At 39.1% G+C, this 22,504-nt stretch carries 16 protein-coding genes, 4 pseudogenes and 1 other annotated feature; of the genes and pseudogenes, 18 read left to right on the plus strand and 2 right to left on the minus strand.

The features are described 5' to 3' along the window. The first annotated feature begins 137 nt into the window (after window positions 1-137). The 4 genes and pseudogenes from tig (at window position 138) to yihA (ending at window position 6,074) form a co-directional block, all read left to right on the plus strand. A complete protein-coding gene (gene tig, locus JCM19043_RS00070; protein ID WP_062318918.1) occupies window positions 138-1,424 on the plus strand; it encodes a trigger factor in 1,287 nt (428 codons plus the stop codon). A 375-nt stretch (window positions 1,425-1,799) separates the two neighbouring features. Further along, window positions 1,800-3,046, plus strand: a pseudogene (gene clpX, locus JCM19043_RS00075) (ATP-dependent protease ATP-binding subunit ClpX). 127 nt (window positions 3,047-3,173) lie between these two features. Further along, the gene (lon, locus tag JCM19043_RS00080) at window positions 3,174-5,492 is read left to right on the plus strand and encodes an endopeptidase La (RefSeq protein ID WP_062318920.1); all 2,319 of its coding nucleotides are present in this window, start codon (window positions 3,174-3,176) and stop codon (window positions 5,490-5,492) included. Beyond that, window positions 5,493-6,074 carry a ribosome biogenesis GTP-binding protein YihA/YsxC gene (gene yihA / locus JCM19043_RS00085; RefSeq protein WP_062318922.1) on the plus strand — a complete coding sequence of 194 codons (582 nt, stop codon included), beginning with the start codon at window positions 5,493-5,495 and terminating at the stop codon, window positions 6,072-6,074. A 90-nt stretch (window positions 6,075-6,164) separates the two neighbouring features. On the opposite strand, the gene JCM19043_RS00090 is transcribed toward yihA, so the two are convergent. Then, window positions 6,165-6,647: a DUF5668 domain-containing protein gene (locus JCM19043_RS00090; protein ID WP_062318924.1), complete on the minus strand. Its 483-nt coding sequence runs from the start codon at window positions 6,645-6,647 to the stop codon at window positions 6,165-6,167. A 188-nt stretch (window positions 6,648-6,835) separates the two neighbouring features. On the opposite strand from JCM19043_RS00090, the gene hemA reads away from it, so the two are divergent. The 3 genes and pseudogenes from hemA (at window position 6,836) to JCM19043_RS00105 (ending at window position 10,460) form a co-directional block, all read left to right on the plus strand. Beyond that, entirely contained in the window at window positions 6,836-8,044 is a 1,209-nt protein-coding gene (gene hemA / locus JCM19043_RS00095) for a glutamyl-tRNA reductase (protein ID WP_062318926.1), read from the plus strand. Then, window positions 8,037-9,333: pseudogene (hemL, locus tag JCM19043_RS00100) on the plus strand (glutamate-1-semialdehyde 2,1-aminomutase). Before hemA ends, hemL begins: the two are co-directional and overlap by 8 nt. 77 nt (window positions 9,334-9,410) lie before the next feature. After that, window positions 9,411-10,460 carry a hypothetical protein gene (locus tag JCM19043_RS00105; RefSeq protein WP_062318928.1) on the plus strand — a complete coding sequence of 350 codons (1,050 nt, stop codon included), beginning with the start codon at window positions 9,411-9,413 and terminating at the stop codon, window positions 10,458-10,460. A 17-nt stretch (window positions 10,461-10,477) separates the two neighbouring features. On the opposite strand, the gene JCM19043_RS16205 is transcribed toward JCM19043_RS00105, so the two are convergent. Beyond that, on the minus strand, window positions 10,478-10,666 hold the full coding sequence (locus JCM19043_RS16205) for a hypothetical protein (RefSeq protein ID WP_143103129.1): 189 nt from the start codon (window positions 10,664-10,666) through the stop codon (window positions 10,478-10,480). Window positions 10,667-10,780: 114 nt separating this feature from the next. Beyond that, window positions 10,781-11,007: a binding site (T-box leader), on the plus strand. Window positions 11,008-11,060: 53 nt separating this feature from the next. On the opposite strand from JCM19043_RS16205, the pseudogene JCM19043_RS00110 reads away from it, so the two are divergent. From JCM19043_RS00110 to JCM19043_RS00155, 11 genes and pseudogenes are all read left to right on the plus strand, one after another. Further along, window positions 11,061-13,701 (plus strand): annotated as a pseudogene (locus JCM19043_RS00110) (valine--tRNA ligase). A gap of 161 nt (window positions 13,702-13,862) precedes the next feature. Then, entirely contained in the window at window positions 13,863-15,140 is a 1,278-nt protein-coding gene (locus JCM19043_RS00115) for a folylpolyglutamate synthase/dihydrofolate synthase family protein (RefSeq protein WP_062318931.1), read from the plus strand. A gap of 194 nt (window positions 15,141-15,334) precedes the next feature. Then, window positions 15,335-15,787: a prepilin-type N-terminal cleavage/methylation domain-containing protein gene (locus JCM19043_RS00120; RefSeq protein WP_062318933.1), complete on the plus strand. Its 453-nt coding sequence runs from the start codon at window positions 15,335-15,337 to the stop codon at window positions 15,785-15,787. Continuing rightward, the gene (locus JCM19043_RS00125) at window positions 15,780-16,235 is read left to right on the plus strand and encodes a prepilin-type N-terminal cleavage/methylation domain-containing protein (RefSeq protein ID WP_062318935.1); all 456 of its coding nucleotides are present in this window, start codon (window positions 15,780-15,782) and stop codon (window positions 16,233-16,235) included. Before JCM19043_RS00120 ends, JCM19043_RS00125 begins: the two co-directional genes overlap by 8 nt. 2 nt (window positions 16,236-16,237) lie before the next feature. Next, window positions 16,238-16,495 (plus strand): PilX N-terminal domain-containing pilus assembly protein, encoded by a 258-nt coding sequence (locus JCM19043_RS00130; protein WP_062318936.1) that lies wholly within the window; start codon window positions 16,238-16,240, stop codon window positions 16,493-16,495. Between the two features lie 274 nt (window positions 16,496-16,769). After that, window positions 16,770-17,642: a hypothetical protein gene (locus tag JCM19043_RS00135; protein ID WP_062318938.1), complete on the plus strand. Its 873-nt coding sequence runs from the start codon at window positions 16,770-16,772 to the stop codon at window positions 17,640-17,642. Between the two features lie 82 nt (window positions 17,643-17,724). Continuing rightward, window positions 17,725-17,988 (plus strand): pilus assembly PilX N-terminal domain-containing protein, encoded by a 264-nt coding sequence (locus tag JCM19043_RS00140; protein ID WP_062318940.1) that lies wholly within the window; start codon window positions 17,725-17,727, stop codon window positions 17,986-17,988. Window positions 17,989-18,423: 435 nt separating this feature from the next. Continuing rightward, window positions 18,424-18,552: a hypothetical protein gene (locus tag JCM19043_RS17945; RefSeq protein ID WP_255349912.1), complete on the plus strand. Its 129-nt coding sequence runs from the start codon at window positions 18,424-18,426 to the stop codon at window positions 18,550-18,552. A 40-nt stretch (window positions 18,553-18,592) separates the two neighbouring features. Next, window positions 18,593-20,215, plus strand: coding sequence for a GspE/PulE family protein (locus tag JCM19043_RS00145; RefSeq protein WP_062318942.1), 1,623 nt, complete (start codon window positions 18,593-18,595; stop codon window positions 20,213-20,215). An 11-nt stretch (window positions 20,216-20,226) separates the two neighbouring features. Next, window positions 20,227-21,251 (plus strand): annotated as a pseudogene (locus JCM19043_RS00150) (type IV pilus twitching motility protein PilT). An 18-nt stretch (window positions 21,252-21,269) separates the two neighbouring features. Next, a complete protein-coding gene (locus JCM19043_RS00155) occupies window positions 21,270-22,472 on the plus strand; it encodes a type II secretion system F family protein (RefSeq protein WP_062318944.1) in 1,203 nt (400 codons plus the stop codon). The last annotated feature ends 32 nt before the right edge of the window (window positions 22,473-22,504 follow it).

The raw sequence follows: 22,504 nt of genomic DNA on the forward strand, positions 1-22,504 counted from the left end.
CACTAAATCTTGAAACAGAAAAGGTTTATGTTATAATATAATGGTTGTAGTTTGCGTTCGGTTGTGAAACAGAGCTAACGTATCATAGATGAACGGCAAATAAAATTAATATATATGTAATAATGGAGGGAATTTTAATGACAGCTAAATGGGAAAAACAAGAAGGCAATGAAGGTCTTCTTACCGTAGAAGTATCAGCAGAACAATTTAACGAAGCGCTTGATCAAGCCTTCAAAAAAGTCGTAAAAGACGTACAATTACCAGGATTCCGTAAAGGACGTATTCCACGTGGCATGTTCGAACAACGTTTTGGTGTAGAATCACTCTACCAAGATGCTGTAGACATCGTACTTCCAGAAGCGTATTCAAACGCAGTTGATGAAGCAGGTATTGAACCAGTGGATCAACCAGAAATCGATATTACACAAATCGAAAAAGGTCAAGCACTACACTTTACAGCAAAAGTGACGGTTAAACCAGAAGTTAAACTTGGTGACTACAAAGGTTTAGAAGTTGAAGCAGTAGACGTTAACGTTACAGACGAAGACGTAGAAAAAGACTTAGATAACCAACGTCAATCACTTGCTGAGTTAGTTGTAAAAGAAGAAGGCGCGATTGAAAATGGCGACACAGTTGTGATCGACTTTGAAGGTTTCGTTAATGGCGAAGCATTTGAAGGTGGCGCGGCTGAAAACCATTCATTAGAAATCGGTTCAGGTTCATTTATTCCTGGATTTGAAGAACAATTAATCGGTAAAACAACTGGCGAAGAAACAGAAGTAGAAGTCACTTTCCCAGAAGAATACCACGCTGAAAACCTTGCAGGTCAACCAGCAACATTCAAAGTTAAAATCCATGAAGTTAAAGCGAAAGAATTACCAGAAATGGACGATGAGTTTGCTAAAGACGTGGATGATGAAGTGGAAACACTTGCTGAACTGAAAGAAAAAACAAAGAAACGTCTTGAAGAACAAAAACAAAATGAAGCTGACGCAGCGGTACGTGAATCACTTATTAACCAAGCGACTGAGAACGCAGAAATCGATATTCCAGAAGCAATGGTTGATACCGAATTAGATCGTATGGTACGTGAATTTGAACAACGCTTGCAACAACAAGGTATGACACTTGACATGTATTCTCAATTCTCAGGTCAAACAGAAGATCAATTAAAAGACCAAATGAAAGAAGATGCACAAAAACGTGTACAAACAAATCTTGCACTTGAAGCAATTGGTCAAGTAGAGAACCTTGAAGCAACAGATGAAGACGTACAAGAAGAACTTCAATCAATGGCAGATATGTACAACCTAGAAATGGATCAATTAACACAAATGCTAGGTGGTAACACAGACGCCATTAAAGAAGATCTTAAATTTAAAAAAGCGATTGATTTCTTAGTAGACAACAGCGTGACTAAGTAAGATTACTTTTATATTAGGGAGTAAAACAAGGCGATCATGTATCGCCTTGTTTTCTACCATTTTTAATGTGATACATACATACCTAAATGATGCCATGTTGACATAGAAAGATCCAACATATTTTTTTTGGTCTTTTTTAATGTCGCGCTAAAAATCAAAAGATTAGGCATTCGGTATCTTTTTAAAAGACATCGGCTATAACTTATGATAAAATACATATGCTTTTGCATCTGAAAAGCAAAATATTTGGCTATTAAAGAAGATTTGAAGCAGAATAAGGGCTATTATTTTAATTCTTTAAGATTCTTTGATATGATAATGAAAGCAAACAAAATCAATCAATATGATGGTGTTTATTATAGAGAGGTGAACTGAATGTATAAATTTAACGAAGAAAAAGGACAATTAAAATGTTCCTTTTGTGGTAAAAGTCAAGACCAAGTAAGGAAATTAGTCGCAGGACCTGGTGTGTATATTTGTGATGAATGTATTGATTTATGTGCCGAGATTGTGGAAGAAGAATTAGGAACAGATGAAGAAATGAGCTTCACTGAGGTACCAAAGCCTCAAGAAATCAATCAAATTTTAGATGATTATGTCATTGGTCAAACAAAAGCAAAACGTAATTTATCGGTTGCAGTGTATAATCACTATAAACGAATTAATGCACCAAAATCAGCGGGGGATGTAGAACTTCAAAAAAGTAATATCGCGATGATTGGACCAACGGGTAGCGGTAAAACATTACTTGCTCAAACACTAGCGCGTATTTTGAATGTGCCATTTGCGATCGCCGATGCGACGTCTTTAACGGAAGCAGGATATGTTGGAGAAGATGTTGAAAATATCTTACTTAAACTGATTCAAGCGGCGGATTATGATGTTGAAAAGGCTGAAAAAGGGATTATCTACATTGATGAGATCGACAAAGTCGCACGTAAATCAGAAAATCCATCGATTACACGTGATGTGAGTGGAGAAGGTGTGCAACAAGCCTTACTTAAAATCTTAGAAGGCACAGTTGCCAGTGTTCCGCCGCAAGGTGGACGTAAGCACCCGCATCAAGAGTTTATTCAAATCGATACGACAAATGTGTTATTCATCGTTGGTGGTGCTTTTGACGGGATTGATCAAATCATTAAAAGTCGTCTAGGTAAGCGTGTGATTGGCTTTGGTGCTGAAACCTCTATTAATGATATGGATAAAGCCCAACTCCTACAAAAAGTCTTACCTGAAGATTTACTTAAATTCGGTTTGATTCCAGAATTTATCGGTCGTTTACCAATTATCGGAGCACTTGAACCACTTGATCAAGATGCGCTCGTACAGATTTTAACGCAACCGAAGAATGCACTCGTGAAACAATATAAACGCTTATTCGAAATGGATAACGTAGAATTAGCATTTGAAGACGATGCACTTGTCGCGATTGCACATAAAGCAATGGAACGCAATACAGGGCCCGTGGTCTTCGTTCAATCCTTGAAGGGATTATGCTTGATGTGATGTATGAATTACCATCACGTGAAGATATTAAGACCTGTATCATCACAAAAGAAACAGTGGAAGATGAAGCCAATCGTCCGAAATTGTTACTAGAAGATGGTTCAGAGCTTGCGTAAAGAAAAGGATATGAAAAATGAATCCCTTGTGTCTCACAAGGGATTTTCTATTCTTTAATCACTAAATAAAAGAATGATAAAAATTAAGACAATTTAAAGTGTTGAATTTCAAGAGAAGAGGGATGGTATGGCGAAAAAACCACATATACCACTCGTACCACTGAGAGGCACCGTTGTGTTTCCAAATGTTGTCATGCATTTAGATATTGGTCGAAAAGTGTCGATTGATGCGGTTGAACAAGCAATGGCAGGAGACCGACGCGTCATTTTTGTAGCTCAACGTGATACAAGTGTGAAGTTACCAGAAACAGATGAATTATTTACGACAGGTGTCGTTGGTTATATCAAACAAATGTTGAAATTACCAAACGGCACATTTCGCGTCTTAGTCGAAGGGCTCTACCGAGCCGAAACATCTGCCGTCACGAAACATGAGACCTACTATACAACGGCTGTTGACAAGTTAATAGAAGTGAAGCCAGAGAGTGAATTGAAAGAGGATGCACTGATCCGCACTATTGCAGAGGGATTTAAACGTTATGTTGACCTGTCACCGAAGTTATCAAAAGAAACCTATCAGGATATAATGGACATTGATGACCTGTCACATATTAGTGATGTGGTGAGTTCTTATTTAAATATTAAAATTAGTCAAAAGCAATTATTGATTGATCTGATTGATTTAGAAGAGCGTGCCAAAGTACTTATTCAGATGTTATCAAATGAACAAGAATTACTGAAGCTGGAAAAGCAAATCAATCAAAAAGTGAAAAAGACGATTGAACAATCACAAAAGGAATTTTACCTTCGTGAACAGATGAAAGTGATTCAAAAAGAACTTGGCGATAAAGATGGTAAACAAAAAGATGTCAATGATTTACTAAAAAAAATTGAAGATAGTGATATGACGGACCGGATAAAACAACTCGCTAAAAGTGAGTTAGACCGGTTTGAACGGATTCCTCAAACATCAGCGGAATCTGGTATCATTAGAAATTATTTAGACTGGTTAATCCAGTTGCCATGGCAAGAGATGACCCCTGATGTTTTAGATATTCATAAAGCAGAAAAGATTCTTGACCAAGACCACTTCGGTCTAGAAAAGATTAAAGCGCGCATTTTAGAATTCATTGCCGTACAACAATTAACGCATGATTTAAGTGGACCGATTCTTTGTCTCGTTGGCCCACCAGGTGTTGGGAAAACCTCACTTGCTCAGTCTATTGCCCGGGCAATGGGACGAAGGTTTACCCGTGTCTCACTCGGAGGGGTGAAAGATGAATCAGAAATTAGAGGGCACCGCCGGACATATGTCGGGGCTATGCCTGGGCGGATGATTCAAGCGATGAAAAAAGTCGGCACAATTAATCCAGTAATTTTATTAGATGAAATTGATAAGATGGCGAATGATTTTAGAGGCGATCCCGCATCGGCGATGCTAGAAGTGCTTGACCCAGAACAAAATCACCAGTTTAGTGATCACTTTATCGAAGAACCGTATGATTTAAGTCAAGTCCTTTTCCTCGCTACGGCTAACCAACGTGATGGTATTCCGGCTCCACTCTTAGACCGAATGGAAGTGATTCAACTATCAGGTTACACAGAAATAGAAAAGCAATATATCGCTAAAAATTATCTCGTGCCAAAGCAAGTAAAAAAACACGGCTTAGATGGTAATCATCTGCAAATACGAAAAGAGGCTATTTTAGAACTTGTCCGCCGCTATACGAGAGAAGCGGGTGTCAGACAACTTGAACGTCAAATAGCGAGCTTAGTGAGAAAAGCCGCGAGACAGCATTTAGATGCTCCAGATACGCGCATCGTTATCACTAAAAACAAATTAGTCGACTTTCTCGGTCATCCACCTTACCGCTATGGTGAACGTGAAACTGAGGACTTAATTGGTACTGCGACGGGTCTTGCTTATACGGCCTTTGGCGGCGATATTTTAAGTATTGAAGTCAGTGTTGTGCCTGGAAAAGGCAAGTTACAGTTAACCGGTAAATTAGGTGACGTAATGCAGGAATCCGCTCAAGCTGCCATGAGTTACGTGCGCTCAAGACAAGAGCTATTAGGTCTTTCTCCTGACTTTTACGAGAAAAATGATTTGCACATTCATGTGCCTGAAGGTGCGACACCAAAAGACGGACCATCTGCTGGTATAACGATGGCGACTGCGCTAATATCAGCCCTTACGAAGCGCCCAATCAAAAAAGAGGTTGGGATGACCGGTGAGATTACTTTGCGAGGTCGAGTGTTACCGATTGGTGGATTAAAAGAAAAATCATTGAGTGCCCATAGAAGTGGTATTACGACGATTCTATTCCCAAAGGACAATGAAAAAGATCTTGAAGACATTCCTCAAAGTGTCAAGGATTATGTCAACTTTATTCCTGTTGAGCACATGGATGATGTTCTTAAATATGCATTAGTGGAGGTGGAGTAAATGAAAGTAACAAAGTCCGATATTACAATTAGTGCCGTTGCACCGAAGCAATACCCTGATGAAGGCTACCCTGAGATTGCCTTAGCTGGACGTTCGAATGTAGGGAAGTCATCATTTATCAATAAGATGATTAACCGTAAAGCACTCGCGAGAACGTCATCAAAGCCTGGGAAAACACAAACATTAAATTTTTATTTAATCAATGAAGTGTTTCACTTCGTAGATGTTCCTGGTTATGGGTATGCAAAAGTATCAAAGAAAGAACGTGAAGCTTGGGGTCGTATGCTGGAAACGTATTTCTCCGAGCGTGAAAATTTAAAAGCGACGATTTTAGTCGTTGACTTACGTCATGAACCGACAAAAGATGATATCTCTATGTATGAATTTCTCAAACATTATGAGTTACCTGTTATTGTTGTCGCAACTAAATTAGATAAATTAAAGAAATCACAAATTCATAAACATATTAAACGCGTCAAAGACACCCTTCAATTAGATGCTGGTGACGTTGTTGTGCCGTTTTCTAGTGAAACCGGGCAAGGAAAAGACGAAGCTTGGCGAGAGATTGAACGTTTTCTTTAATTAATAAACCACCTTTTTCGTCACAGACGAAAAAGGTGGTTCTTTCTATCACATGTAATTATTATGAGCGTATCTATTTTTTATAGACGATTACTTTCGTTTGACGAGTAAATAGATGCCGAAAATAATCAGTCCAACGGGCCAGTATACTTCTAACAGTTGCATAAATGATTCAATATAATATTGAAATGCCGTATCACTTTTAGATAATAACGTAAATAAACCAATCCCAATTAAAATAAAGCTAACTAAAAGGCCTTGTTTAGTTTGTTGGTAACGCAGTAAAAAGGCAAGACCGACAATAATAAAGTAGATACTGCGTTCATCTATCCAGTAAGGATAGAATGGTTCAAGATAAAAATGAAGGCCAAGTAGAAATAAAATACCACCAGGTAGTAATTTATCGTAATCACGATGGTTATAACCGGTAAAAAGAAAAATCCCTCCGACAATCATCAGTAACATCGGCCAAGTAGCTAAATCACTTATTATCGGTATGTAGATTTGTTGACTTAAAAAATATAGCCCTAAGCCAATCAGTAAATAGGCAGCTAAGTGGTGTTGCTTTTTCATTTATTCATTCACTCCTTTCTTTACCGCAACATGAGTTGATTTTTTGACATAAACTATGATACCGTGTAAAAGGTTAAACACTCATGAGACGTAACATTATTTTATCATTATACTACTTAGAACACTATTAATAATCTAATCTATTAAAGAAGCAGTCGCCATTTTGACCTTAGGAGGTGATACGCCACATGCTTCATGTCTTTTCTATTAATAATCAAGTCGTATCACTTAACGAACGTGAACAGTACGTTTTAAATAAAAAAGATAAAGCAAGATTGTATAAGCAACTATCAGAGCAAGCGGCGACACAAATTGTCATTTTATCGACGTGTCAGCGCTTTGAAGTCTATACAGAAATGAGAAGAGGGGTGCAAGAGAAAATCAAACAGGTGCTCATAGACTTTTTTGACTTAACACCTGTCATCTTTCACCGTCAGTTTATTGAACATTCAGGTGATCAAGCTTTAATACACTTACTCAAAGTATCAACTGGATTACTTGCGCATGTGTTAGGTGAAACGCAAGTGCTAGGCCAAGTAAAAATAGCGTATGAAGAAGCGGTTACTCATCAGACGGTAAGTAAATCATTCCATACGATTTTCCAATCCACGTTTCACTTTAGTAAACAGATGCATAAACAAACCGGTATCAACGATCATCCGGTCTCACTCAGTTATAGTGCCTATCAATTTATTGAAACAAAGGTGAGCGCGCCAAAAACAATTCTTATTCTCGGTGCGGGAAATATGGGCCAGTTGTTTATTGAGTATGCCTTACCTAGTCAGCATCGACTCATTGTTTTAAATCGAGATCAAACAAAGCTAATAGGCTTACCTGAGACAGTAACGATAGGAAAGTTATCCGATTGGCCACATTATATTGAATCAGCAGACGTTGTCGTGTCATCACTTGAGCTTGATTCACCACTGATGACAAGAACAAGTCTTCAGCTTTGTCAGGTTGAAAACTTATTGATGATTGACTTAGCCTTACCAAGAAGTATTGAACCATCGGTTCAAACGTTATCAGGGATAGAGCTGTTTGATTTAGATCAATTAGGTGAGACGATTGATGCACATTACTTTGTTCGAAAACAAAAAGCCCAAATCATCATTGATTGCATGACGCAAGAAGTTAGCCGTCTGAACAGCAAACTACATAGTCAACAATTTGACGAAGAAAGACGCACATTATTTCTTGAACGCGATCAGTTATTAACCGAGGCGATGGCAGGCATTGATCGTCAGTTGCCGGCGCTCTCAAAAAAAGAGCGTACCGTCATTCAACATCACTTAAAACAAGCAGTGACTAAAGCGACTTTACTAAAGATAGAAGATTTAAAAGGGAAACAATCGAATCATCATACTTTTAATACTAAGGAGAGAACTCATGACTGAAACAAGACATAAAGCCGATCAATTGTATCAAGAAGCGATAGAGCTCATGCCAGGGGGGTGAATTCACCGCGCGTGCCTTTCGTTCTGTCGATATGACACCCGTATTTGCCGCAGAAGGTGAGGGCGCGTATTTAACGGATGTTGATGGTAACCGCTACATTGACTATATTTTAAGCTGGGGACCGTTAATTTTAGGTCACCGTCATCCAGCTGTTGTAAAACAGCTTTCCGCTACGTTAATGAGCGGGACGAGCTTCGGCTTACCGACGGAAAAAGAAAATCAACTGGCTAAAGCTGTTATTGAACGTGTACCGTCGATGGAGATGGTCAGAATGGTCAACTCAGGAACTGAAGCGACGATGAGCGCCTTAAGACTGGCACGTGGGGTGACAAACCGTAATAAAATTTTAAAGTTTGAAGGTTGTTACCACGGTCACGGCGACTCATTATTGATTAAAGCAGGTTCAGGTGTGGCCACACTTGGTTTACCTGATTCACCAGGGGTAACAGATGCCTTAGCAAAGGATACCATCACTGTGCCATATAACGATGTAGACAGCGTGAAACTAGCATTTAAAACATACGGAGATGATCTAGCTTGTGTGATTGTTGAACCAGTCGCCGGTAACATGGGGGTCGTCCCGCCGGTTGAAGGTTTTTTAGAAACGTTACGTGAATTGACGACAGATTACGGTAGTTTACTCATTTTCGATGAAGTGATGACTGGTTTTAGAGTAGGTTACTACAGTGCTCAAGGACATTTCGGTGTGACACCTGACTTAACGTGTCTTGGCAAAGTGATTGGGGGCGGTTTACCGGTCGGTTGTTACGGCGGAAAGAAAAGATATATGTCACAGATTGCCCCAAGTGGTAACATTTATCAAGCAGGTACACTATCAGGTAATCCGCTCGCGATGACTGCTGGATTGTCGACCTTAGAAAATTTAACGGAAGCGAGCTATCAACAGTTAAATGAGCGTTTAAACCAATTAAAACAAGGCTTTTTAGTGAAGAAAGAACAGTATAATATTCCGCTCCAAGTAAATATCGCTGGGTCTATGATTGGCATTTATTTTAGTGACACACCTGTTTACAACTATGAGACAGCTAAAAATAGTCGCCATGATTTATTTAATCACTATTATCAGACGATGTTGAAAGAAGGGATTTTACTCCCGCCATCACCGTATGAAGGGGTCTTTTTATCAACGGCTCATACAAAAGCAGATATTGACCGTACCATCGAAGCCGTTGATGTGAGTTTTAAAGCGATCCAATCGCTCCTTTAAAAAAATGTCTTTAATCATCTCCTTATGCATAGACTAAACTGATGAAACCTACAGAGTCTACAAAGGGGATGATTTTTTTGTGTAAGGATGATGTGACAGCTCTGGTCATTGACCAAACGTTTCAGCTACCTCAGCCGATTGACACATTAGTTAGTGTCAATGTAGAACCAAGTCAATTAATTGAAACAAAGGAGGGGCTACGAGGCACGCTTGATTTAATGATTTACTATGAACCATGTGAAGAAAGAGAGAATGAAGCCGACATCACTCAAGACGCGTTATTAATCACAGATGTTAGAGCGTCCGAGATGAATGAAGTTTGTGCTTATTTTAGCTTTCCCATCGAATTATACGGCGTGAGTGAGGAAACGCATCTTGCTGTAAGTGAATTGGATTATGTGTTACCAACCCGGTCGACATTCACGTTAAAAGCGAATGTTCAAGTGTTCCAACCATCCGTCCGTCATGATGAACATGATATGGCGCTACCTGACGTTACACCTACCGTTCATGATGATGAGACGATCGAACTTGAGACGGTCAAAGAAGAGACAAACTTAGACACAGATAAAGAAAGAGCAATGGATGAGGATGTAAAAGTCTACACACCAAAAAAACAGCTTGATGAGTCTGGGGAAAAGCGAGAACTGGAAGAAAATGTAGTAGATCCCTCTATAGATGAACCGATTCGTCAAGGAAGTCAGGATGAAGAACAAGTAAACGATACAGTGAACGCGATCGTAGAGACCGATTTAGAAAAGGAAGAAGTCAGTCAGGCTGAGACAGCAGCACGCACTGATCAAAGTGACCCATCATGTCATGCGAGAGAGATGACACCGTTAAATGAACTTAAAGAAGAACAAGCAACTGAGGAGGAAGACAGAGTGACTGAAGAGATAATTGATAAAAGTGATCGTGTCATCTACCAGCATTATGGTTTAAAAAGTTTAGACAACCCTCATGTGAAGTTACCATGTGTCATCATAAAAGAAGATACGTCGTTGTCTGAATGGTGTCATGAACGTGGTCTTGAGATGACGCGACTAAAGAGAGTCAATACACATGTAGAAGAGACAATCCAAGCGGGTCAAGTACTCATCTTACCGGACGGTGGGTCATCTACGTAAAAATGGATCTAGTGAGACTAGATCCATTTAAAATAGAAGGAACAATATAACAAAGTGATAATTAATAATAAGACGACATCAAAACTCGTAGGCAACATAATCGTTCGGAAAAATTGATAAACGAGTAACGGCGTGAGCCAACACTCAAAAATCGTTAACATTCGTCTAAGACCTTCTGGTAATTTATAGCGGTAATGTCTGGACAAAATATTTTCACCTCCAACGTTTTCTAAAGCGGTCAATTATTTAGAATAGAGAGCTATATAAAAAGATATGTTGATTTTACTCAAGTTATTCGCTAAAATAAAGAACAGAACAATAGCGATACGATGATGAGGAAGAGTAAGGTATTGATCTTCACAGAGAGAGAGTTCTTGGCTGAAAAACTCTTATGCCGTTAATACACTGAAGGTAGCCTCGGATGTAGCTTAATTGAACAATGAGTAGGTTAAGCCGGTCACATACCGTTATCAATGCATGAAGTGTATAGCGATATGGCTATAAACAAAGGTGGTACCACGGAAATGTAACTCAATTCGTCCTTTATTATTAAGGGGTTGATTTGAGTTTTTTTATATTTTAAGGGAGGCAGAAATGATTATGGAAAACACACACAACTTACCGCCAAAGTACGATTCAACGGCTGTAGAAAAGGGCCGCTACAAGTACTGGATTGACGGGAAATTTTTGAAGCAAAAAATGATGAAACGAAACAGCCCTATACGATTGTGATTCCACCACCAAACGTGACAGGTAAATTACACATCGGTCATGCGTGGGATACGACCTTGCAAGACATTGTTACCCGAATGAAAAGAATGCAAGGCTATGATGTTTTATACTTACCAGGTATGGACCATGCCGGTATTGCAACGCAAGCAAAAGTCGAAGCAAAACTAAAAGAGACAGGCGTCAGTCGTTATGACTTAGGACGTGAAAAGTTCTTAGAAAAAGCATGGGACTGGAAAGAAGAGTATGCCTCATTTATCCGCACACAGTGGGAAAAGATGGGCCTTGGTCTTGATTATTCACGCGAACGTTTCACGTTAGATGAAGGACTATCTGAAGCAGTAAAAGAGGTCTTCATTAAATTATATGAAGAAGGCTTGATTTACCGCGGGGAATATATTATTAACTGGGACCCGCACACAAAAACAGCCCTCTCTGACATTGAAGTTATTCACGAAGATGTGATGGGGCACTTCTATCATATGACATACCCATTAAAAGACGGATCTGGTCATATTGAAATTGCGACCACACGTCCAGAAACAATGCTGGGTGATACAGCGGTCGCGGTACATCCAAAAGATGAGCGTTACCAACATTTAATCGGTAAAAAGGTTATTTTGCCGATTGTGGGTCGTGAAATCGAGATTGTTGCGGATGATTACGTTGACATGGACTTCGGTTCAGGGCAGTTAAAATCACCCCAGCACACGATCCGAATGACTTTGAAATTGGTAACCGTCATAACTTAGAACGCGTGCTTGTCATGCATGAAGATGGTACGATGAATGAACGCGCCGGCAAGTATGAAGGTATGGATCGTTTTGAGTGCCGTAAACACATCGTGAAAGACTTACAAGATGCAGGTGTCTTGTTTAAGATTGAAGAACATATGCATGCGGTCGGTCACTCTGAGCGAAGCGGGGCCGTTGTAGAGCCTTACCTTTCTACTCAGTGGTTCGTAAAAATGCAACCTCTCGCAGAACAAGCGATTAAATCACAAGCGAATGACGATGAGAAGGTGAACTTTGTACCGGAACGTTTTGAAGGTACCTTCTTACGTTGGATGGATAATATCCGTGACTGGTGTATTTCTCGTCAACTTTGGTGGGGACATCGTATTCCAGCTTGGTACCACAAAGAAACCGGTGAAGTGTATGTCGGTAAAGAAGCACCAGCTGATATCGAGAACTGGAAACAGGATGACGATGTACTAGATACATGGTTCTCATCTGCTTTATGGCCGTTTTCTACACTAAACTGGCCAGATGTTGAGGATGAAGAATTTAAGCGTTACTTCCCGACGAATGCGCTCGTGACAGGATACGATATTATCTTCTTCTGGGTTGCGCGAATGATTTTCCAATCAAAACACTTTACCGACGAGCGTCCATTTGATGACGTGCTGATTCACGGTCTTGTGCGTGATGCGGATGGTCGTAAGATGAGTAAGTCACTCGGTAACGGGGTTGATCCGATGGATGTCATTGAAAAATATGGCGCGGACTCATTACGTTACTTCTTGGCGACAGGGTCAACACCTGGTCAAGATTTACGCTTCCAGTGGGAAAAAGTTGAATCAACATGGAACTTTATTAATAAGATTTGGAATGCGTCTCGCTTTGTCCTCATGCATGCCGAAGGCATGACAGTAAAAGATATTGACTTTAGTGAGCACCGGAACGTGAGTGATGAATGGATACTTACGCGTCTGAATGAAACGATTGCGCTCGTAAATAAGCATACTGATCGTTATGACTTCGGTGAAGCAGGACGTCATCTTTATAACTTTATCTGGGATGAGTTTTGTGATTGGTATATTGAAATGGCCAAACTTCCCCTCTTTGGTGAAGATGAGAAGGCGAAACAAACAACGCGGTCTGTGTTAGTACATGTATTGGATCAAATCTTACGGATGTTGCATCCAATGATGCCATTTGTGACCGAAGAAATCTGGCAACACCTCCCACATGAAGGCGAATCGATCACAGTTGCCAAGTGGCCAGAAGTGAACGAACAAGATATTAATCACACAGCCGCAGAAGACATGAAGCGTCTCATCAGCATTATTCGTTCGGTTCGTAATATTCGTTCAGAAGTGGATACGCCAATGTCTAAACCAATCGACCTGTTAGTTCAAGTCGATAACGACGAGGTGAAAACAGCGCTTAAAACCCAATCACACTACATCGAAAAGTTCTGTCATACAGAAAACTTAACCATAGATACCAAGGTAACGGTGCCAGAAAAAGCGATGTCCGCCGTTATTACCGGTGCGGAACTGTTCTTACCACTGGAAGGTTTGATTGATATTGAGAAAGAAATGGCACGTTTAACTCAAGAATTTGAGAAGTTAAATAAAGAAGTTGAGCGGGTAGAAAAGAAGTTATCAAATCCAGGCTTTGTGAATAAAGCACCTGAGAGTGTTGTTCAGGAAGAACTGCGTAAAAAGTTAGACTATATTGAAAAGCGCGAGAAAGTAGAAGCGCGTATTAAAGAGTTAAATCAATAAAGATATGCGTAAAGAGGTATAGGCTTATAAGGGCTTATACCTCTTTTTCTCGTATTAACATAGGACTTTCTTAAGAGTTTTAAAAACAGCCTTTTCAAGTGAGGTAAAAAGGTCTACAATGTTAGTCATGACAAAGAGAGAAAACGAAGGGGGTCTGTTGTATGTTTACAACGTGTACGTCAGTTAATCAATATTTAGATCAGCGTGAGAAAGTTGGGGTCAAGCCTGGGCTTCTTCGCGTAAAACGGCTGTTAGAAGCGGTGAATTTTTATGAACAACCATTTACCGGCATTCATGTCGCTGGAACGAATGGAAAAGGGTCTACGGTCACGTATTTAGCCTCTTGTTACAGGGTATGTGAGAAACAAGTTGGGACATTCACTTCCCCCTCGTTAACGGACCGGCATGCAATGATCAAGATGAACTTAGAACCAATTGATGAGACATTTTATGTAAATTATTTTAATCAATTAAAGCCAACAATCGATCAATTAGATAAAGAAAGTGATCCACCAAGCCCATTTGAGATTATGGTTGTGATTGCCTTAAAATATTTCCAAGACTATGCTGATGTTGCGATTATTGAAGCAGGTCTCGGTGGTCGTGATGATGCGACCAATGTGTTTAAACCGATTGCGTCAGTCATCACATCGATTGGTTATGATCATATGCAGTTCTTAGGGACAACCTTACCAGAAATCGCCAAACAAAAAGCTGGAATTATTAAAGAAGACGTTCCAGTGATTATCGGTGATGTACCTGATGATATAAAACAAATTATTCGAAAAGAAGCAAATAGTAAACGCGCACCGTTTTATTTTTATGGTGAAAGTTTTAGTGTGAAAAAAGCCGAGGAGGAATGGACCTATCAATCGATGAATTTAAAACTTGCTTTTCAGTTGAAGATGAAAGGCGATCATCAAGCGCATAATGCGGCGGTAGCGATTAAGACGTTATTTGTTTTGAATCAAGACCGTGATAATGTTAGTCTTGGCCAAATTAAACGCGGGATTAAAGATGCGGCGATTAAAGGCCGTTTTGAACAAATAGCGTCACAACCCGATATTATTATTGATGGTGCTCACAATGCTGAAGCGATGCAAGTGTTTGTCGATACCATTAAAGAAACACATGATGAAGATAAAGCGATTCAGATCTTGTTTGCGGCTTTTAAAGATAAACCGGTAAAAGACATGCTTGAGATCATTCAAACGGTGACACACAATATCGTCTTAACGACATTCAATCACCCAAGAGCTGCTTCTATCGAAGAATTAATGAAACTTGGACCTAAAGGTCTTCATGTTAAGCATGCGCCAGATTGGCAAGCATTTATAGAAGAAATTAAAGCGCCAGAACAAGTGACTTATGTCGTAGGTTCATTAGATTTTATTGGTAAAGTCCGCCAAAATATTAAGTGTAAGGTCTTGCAGAAATAGTCAGCTACGCTTATACTAAAAGAGTCAAGGGAGAATTATCACAGAAAACATCATAGAAGATTAGTTGAAGAGTTAACGTGCGCGTTAACTCTTTCTTTAAAAGGAAATTGAAAATAAACACCACAATATACTAGGCTTATAAGGTTCTAAACGAACATAATATAGAAATATTAACGGGTGAGGGGGAGATGTGTGTGATAAAAAAATACCGCAATGAGAAAGGACTAACGTTAGTTGAAGTACTAGCGTCGATTGTTATATTATCGTTAATTGTCGTCACTTTCTTAACATTTTTTATTAACTCTGCCCGTACAACTGAAATATCTCAAGATAATTTGGATGCCAGTTTTTTTGCGCAACAATATATGGAAGAAGTATATAATATCGTGACGGACCATGGATCACTTGGTGATATTCAAGCGAAAATTAACGCCGATGATAATAATGTGACTTCAACAAGTCCAACAACTTATGAAATTAAAGATGCCAATGGAACTGGAACCATTGTGATTGAACCAGCCAAAGATGAAAGTGGTCTAGAGATTCATCGCTTGTTAAAAGTCTTTGTGACGTATCGTATACCTGATGGAAAAGATGCGAAGCTCGAAACGCGAATGATTTACGGGGAGGTCGATGCAGGTGCTTAAAGATGAACGCGGCATCACCTTAGTGGAACTATTAGCCGTCTTAGCTATTTTATCCATTATTCTCTTGTTAGTAGGCTCCACTCATATCTTTGGCCAACGACAATATTTTGAACAAAACGAAACCATTGATCACCAAGGTGATGTCAGACTCATTATGAGTCAATTGACTACAGACGTTCGAAAAGTCAATGCCAATGAGGGCGCTACTACAAAAAATGAAAATGGTGTTTTTACACTTGAATTGGGAACAAACAATGAGTATACATATACTCATGAACCTACAACCACAACCCTTAAACGAAACGGTGTTATTTTAAGTGAGAATATCAGTGAATTTATATGGTCATCTACAACAAATGAAGCAGCCAACAAAATTAAAATTGTAAGTGTAGTGGATGACAAAGGTAAACAAGCGAGTCTGGAGACGGTTTTATACTTAAGGAGGTAACGATGAAACGATTAATGAAGAATGAATCAGGTGTGGCATTAGTTTTTACCTTAATGGTGTTAGTCGTCCTCAGTGTGCTTGGTGCGACCATTGGTACTGTGGCAATGGCGAATGTGAATTTAACGGAAAATGAGCGTGACTACCAGGCGGCCTATTATATTGCGGAAGCTGGAGTGAATGAGACTTACTTAAAAATTGAAGAGAAGATACTTGAAATATATGAAAACACTCAAAGTGAGTCAGCATTTTTGATCAATTAAGTAGTAATCTAGCTGATTTTGATGACGTAGTTTACGATTATAGCGGTACGGGGGATCAAAAACGGCTTCCGTCGAAATTATCAATAATCGTGATAATGTAACGATTAATTCAGTAGGCAATGTAAATGAAAAAAAAAGGAACGTCAGTAATAATATTGAGGTAAATTGGTCACCTAAAGGTGGTAATTTTCCTCCTTTTCCTGTTGATGCTTCGCTCTTAGTGAAGAATAGAGCTTCAATAACAGGGGGAGCAACTATTAATGGAGACGTATATATGGATCAACCATCAGAACAATCTTTTAAAATTAATGGTGGAGCTCAAATGTCCGGTATCTCGAGCAGTCAAGGTCATATTTATGTGAATAATTCAATAAGTAATGATTTGCTGGATCTTCCAAATAATTATAAAGGTATAGTCCCTAAAGTACATCAATCTTCCGTATTTGATTATTCTGTATATGAATCACTTATAGATACCATTCCCGAAGCACCTGATTATGATACCGTACTATCAAATATTAACTTAAAAGGTAGTGATAAAAAAAGCGTTAGAATTGGTGGGAATATATTCATTAATACCGTATCTCTGCAAAGTAATACCACTTTGAATCTCGAAATTGGATCTGGCGTCAGTAATTTAATAGTGAATACTTTAGATTTAAGTAACGGTCATATTATCATACAAGGTAATGGTGTACTTAATCTTTATGTTAAGGACTCTTTTGAAATAGGTTCAAGCAGTACAATAAATTCTGATGGCTCAGTAGAGACAATGAATCTATCTTACTATGGGAGTAGTGACTTTGCCATTTCAGGTGGTCAAAAGATAAAAGGCTCTGTTTATGTGAAACAAGCATCTGTTAAATTTACAGCTGGAGGAGGTTTGCATGGTGGATATCTAGCAACAAATTCAAACTCAGTCAGTTTTTCTGGAGGTACTTTTAGTGAGATGATAATGATTGCACCTAAAGCAGATGTATCAGTCACTGGTGGTGCAGAGATTAACGGTGTTATGCTTGCAAAAACATATGACGGAGGTGGTGGGACAAGCATTCAATTCCAAAATCTATCGGTCATCACATTTCCGTTCGGTAATACAAGTGATACAGACTTGATCATTAAAAGTCCTACATCTGAGATTAAATGAAATGTTTGGCTCATCTACACAAGTCATAAATATAACTATGATTCGTTATATATGTGCATATAAACAAAAGTAGGTAGGTGCAGTGAAGGGGTTTAATGAAGAGCAAGGTGCTAGTCTATTACTTGCGCTGATGATAATTACTTTGTCTGTTTTGGGTATTACACTTGGCACAATCGCGATAAATAATGTGCGTCTAACAAGTCAGGAACAAGAGTATCAAGCGGCCTTTTATATTGCAGAAGCAGGCCATAATCAAGCGTATCTAGAATCACTGATGCTTGTTGAAACAGATAGTGAAAGGTTTAATCAACCGGCTCTTTTTTTAATCAGTTCATTGAGGATTTAGACAGTGAACTTCACGATAATATATATTCGTATTATGAAGCAATTTCTAGTGAATCGCCATTTGCGACAATTAAGATTGACCGGATTAAAGGTAGTGGCAATATAAGAGAGATTACCCTCGTGTCACAAGGACAAGTCGGGGAACGTAGACAAAGAGTAAGTGGGACAGTTACTGTAACTTAGCATGATTCAGGGATATCACCTTATATCCCTGAAAATACTGCTGGAGATACTCGGCAACTAGGTATCTGTTATAGCGGATCGACTCCGATTCAAATTGGCGGATGAAATTTGATTAATGGTTCACTCTTTAAATTACAGGCTGATATGACTTTAACGAGTGGCTTTAGTTTTTAGTGGTTAGTTGGTCTCAGGTGGTTAGTCATTAAGTGTTCAAGGTGGCACCATAAAAGGTTTTATCGCAGCGAATCAGTTAATGACATCAGGTGGCGCAAAGCTATCGGTAGAAAAGATTGATACGGGTGATTTTCCGTTTGGTGAAAGAAGTAGTGGTAGTCAAGTGGAGGTAACTAGTCAGCTCCTGTATTACATGAGTAAAGAATAGTTTAATGAGTTTCTTTTTGGGGAATTAGAGGAGGTTTATGATGGCGGTAAGATTAAAGCGTAAATTAGGTGATGTGTTAAAAGCCGAAGGATTAATTACTGAAGATGAAATTGTCGCAGCTTTAGAACAGAAGAAACCAAGACAAAAACTCGGTGATGCGCTCGTTGAACAAGGGTATATCACGGAAAAACAATTAATTGAAGTATTGGAGATTCAATTAAATATTTCGAGTGTCTCTTTATATCGTTTCCCAATCAATGAACAATTGATGGAGTTAGTACCGAAAGAATTGGCGCGTGAAAATATTCTAATCCCGATTGAACAACATGAAAATACATTAACGATTGCGATGAATGACCCACTTGATTACTACGCTATTGATGATATTGAATTATCAACCGGGTTTGAAGTGAAACCAGTTATTGCGACCAAGGAAGATATTCTCCAAGCTATTAATAAATATTATGACTTGGAAGCGGATTTTTCTATGGAAGGTGAGGGTGCGGATGCACCAGCTGTTAAATTACTAGATCAAATTTTACAAACGGGTGTCACGTTAAGAGCGAGTGATGTCCACTTAGACCCGAGTGAAGGAAAGATTGCGGTACGTTACCGGATTGACGGAATGTTAAGAAATGATCGAACGTTACCTAAGCGTATTCAAAACGCGCTCATTGCGCGGGTGAAAATCTTAGCTAATTTAAATATTACTGAAACACGTATGCCACAAGATGGTCGTATTCGATTAGTGATTGATGCTAAACCTATTGATTTACGGGTGTCTACGTTACCAACGGTCTTTGGTGAAAAAGTCGTTATTCGTATTCTAGACTTAACGAATATATTTAAGAAACTGACAGAAATTGATTTACATGCGGAGACGCTCAAACAATACCGCGATGTTATTAGTCGGCCATCAGGTCTTGTATTGCTAACGGGACCAACCGGTTCTGGTAAAACAACAACGTTATACTCATCGATTAATGAACTGAATCAAGAAGATGTGAATATCATCACGGTTGAGGACCCAGTTGAATATCAACTAGAAGGGGTTAACCAAGTTCAAGTGAATAGTGCTGTTGGCTTAACTTTTGCGGCAGGATTACGATCGATTTTACGTCAGGATCCAAATATTATCATGGTTGGTGAAATTCGTGACCGTGAAACAGCTGAAATTGCTATTCGGTCATCTCTAACGGGACACGTCGTTTTTTCAACACTGCACACAAATAGTGCTGTTGATGCCATTCCACGATTATTTGATATGGGGGTTGAACCTTACCTTGTCGTATCATCACTGACAGGCGTTATGGCTCAGCGTTTAGTTAAACGCGTCTGTAAAGACTGTAAAACCTCACGTCCTGTGACGAAGATGGAACAGGAATTATTTGAGAAGCACCATATTGACATCGATGAAGTAACAGAAGGGGCTGGTTGTGACAGTTGCCGCGGAACGGGTTATCGGGGACGAATGGCGATTCATGAGTTAATGGTTATTGATGATCAAGTGAAAAAATTGATGATGAACAATGCCAGTATGCGTGAAATTAAAGATTATGTTAAAGATAAAGGTATGCATTTCTTAGTAGATGATGGTTTACTCAAAGTTAAAGAGGGACTTACAACCATTGAAGAAGTTATGCGTGTCGCTATTGATGCATAGGAGGTTTTTCTTTGGAGGATTTAAAAGACTTATTGACACTAGCATTTAGAAAGAATGCATCAGATATTCATATCACAGTAGGCTCTGTACCGATTTTTCGGATTGATGGACGTTTGATTCCACATAAAGGAGAGGTGTTATCTCCTACAGATACGAAACGTCTCGCGCGTTCAATTGTGACGGATGATATGTGGGATAAATTCATCCGTGAAAAAGAACTTGATTTATCACATGGCATTGAAGGGTCTCGCGCTTTCGTGTCAACATGTTTTATCAGCGCAACAATATCTCGATTGCTTTTAGGGTTATTCCGACCGCTATTCCGAAAATTGATGACTTACAGTTACCAAGCGTGTTGAAGGAAATTGCAACTAAAAGGCACGGTTTAGTATTAGTCACTGGTCCAACAGGAAGTGGTAAAAGTACGACGCTTGCTTCTATGATTGATTACATGAACGAACACTTAAATAAACATATTATTACATTAGAAGATCCCATTGAGTATTTGCATAAACATAAACAATCCATTATTGACCAGCGGGAAGTCGGTTTTGATACGATGTCTTTTCAAAACGGCTTACGTGCGTGTTTAAGACAAGACCCTGATGTCATCTTAGTTGGCGAGATGCGTGACTTAGAAACGATTCAAACTGCTATTACAGCGGCTGAAACAGGTCACTTAGTGTTAGGGACGCTGCATACTCAGAGTGCGAGTTCGACGATGGACCGGATCATTGATGTGTTTCCGTCTCATCAAAAAGATCAAATTAGAATATTACTTGCGAATGTTCTTGAAGCGATTATCTCTCAGCGACTATTTCCTAAAGCGCAAGAAAGTGGTCGCATTGCCGCAACTGAGATTCTAATTAACTCACCAGCTGTAAAAAATCTTATTAGAAATGAAAAAATGCATCAAATTCCAAATACGATGCAAACATCAAAAGATCTAGGGATGCATACAATGGAGATGGATATCACAAGAAAGGTAAGGGACGGGTTAATCTCTCAACGTGATGCAGACCCATATATCAGTTAAGCATAAGGAGGTGGATAGATGGCTATCTATCGTTATCAAGCGCGAACGGTTGAAGGAAAGTTATCGTCAGGCAGGTTAGAAAGTGAGAACGAAAAAGAAGCATTACTAGAGTTAAAACAACTTGGATTAGTTGTTTTTGATATTAAACGTTTAAACCCTGTCTTACATAAAGATATCTATATTGGTAATCCCATTAAAAACAAAGACTTTGTCATTTTCTTGCGGCAATTCTCTACGCTTATTGATGCAGGTATTTCACTTGTTGATGCGACCGAAATTCTTGCTGAACAATCGAATAGTAAGGCTTTAACTGAGGCGTTAGAAGAGGTGAAAGAGCATATTGAAGAGGGTGAACCTTTATCAGACGCTTTAAGCCGTTACCCAAAGCTATTCCCAGAACTGCTTGTCAGCATGATCAGTGCCGGTGAGGTCAGTGGTCGATTAGATGATATTCTTGACAGGATGGCCACTTACTATGAAAAGCAATACCAATTAAAACAAAAAGTCATTACGGCTTTAACTTACCCAGCTGTTATCGGGGTTTTAGCGGTATTTATTACGATTTTCTTAATGGCTTTCTTAGTACCCGTTTTTTCTGATATGTTTATTTCATTTGATCAGGAATTACCGGCCTATACGCAGCTTGTCCTTAATTTAAGTGAATCCATTGGTTCAACTTGGTGGATACTTCTCTTCTTTATTTTTATTGCTGTAGTTGTCGTGCGCACATTATATAAACAAGAAAAGTTTGCTTATATCTTTGATACGGTAAAATTAAAGGTGCCGATCTTTGGTTTGTTCATTCAAAAAGCAGCGCTTGCCAGGATGACTCAAACACTTAGTTCATTATTAAATAGCTCCGTGCCAATCTTAGAAGCTGTGATGATTACTGAACGGGTAGTGGAAAATCGCGTCATTAAAAAAGTATTAAGAGAAAGCTATAAATCACTAGAAGAAGGGGAATCATTAGCTGATCCGATGAAGGGGCATTGGGTATTTCCTAAACTAATCACTCAAATGATTGCGGTTGGTGAAGCAACAGGCTCAATGGATGATATGTTAAAAAAAGTGGCGCAATTCTATGAAGAAGAATTAGAAGAAGCGGCCGACAAACTTAAAGCATTGATTGAACCGGTCATGATCATCTTCTTAGCGGTCGTCGTCGGTGCGATTGTTTTAGCTATTGTTATTCCAATGTTTAGCTTATTTGAAGGTATTTAAAGTAGTACAGATGTATCGGTAAAGTTGTCACT

This window comes from Halolactibacillus sp. JCM 19043, from assembly GCF_001310395.1.
In the GTDB taxonomy this organism is placed as follows: Bacteria; Bacillota; Bacilli; order Bacillales; family Amphibacillaceae; genus Halolactibacillus; species Halolactibacillus miurensis.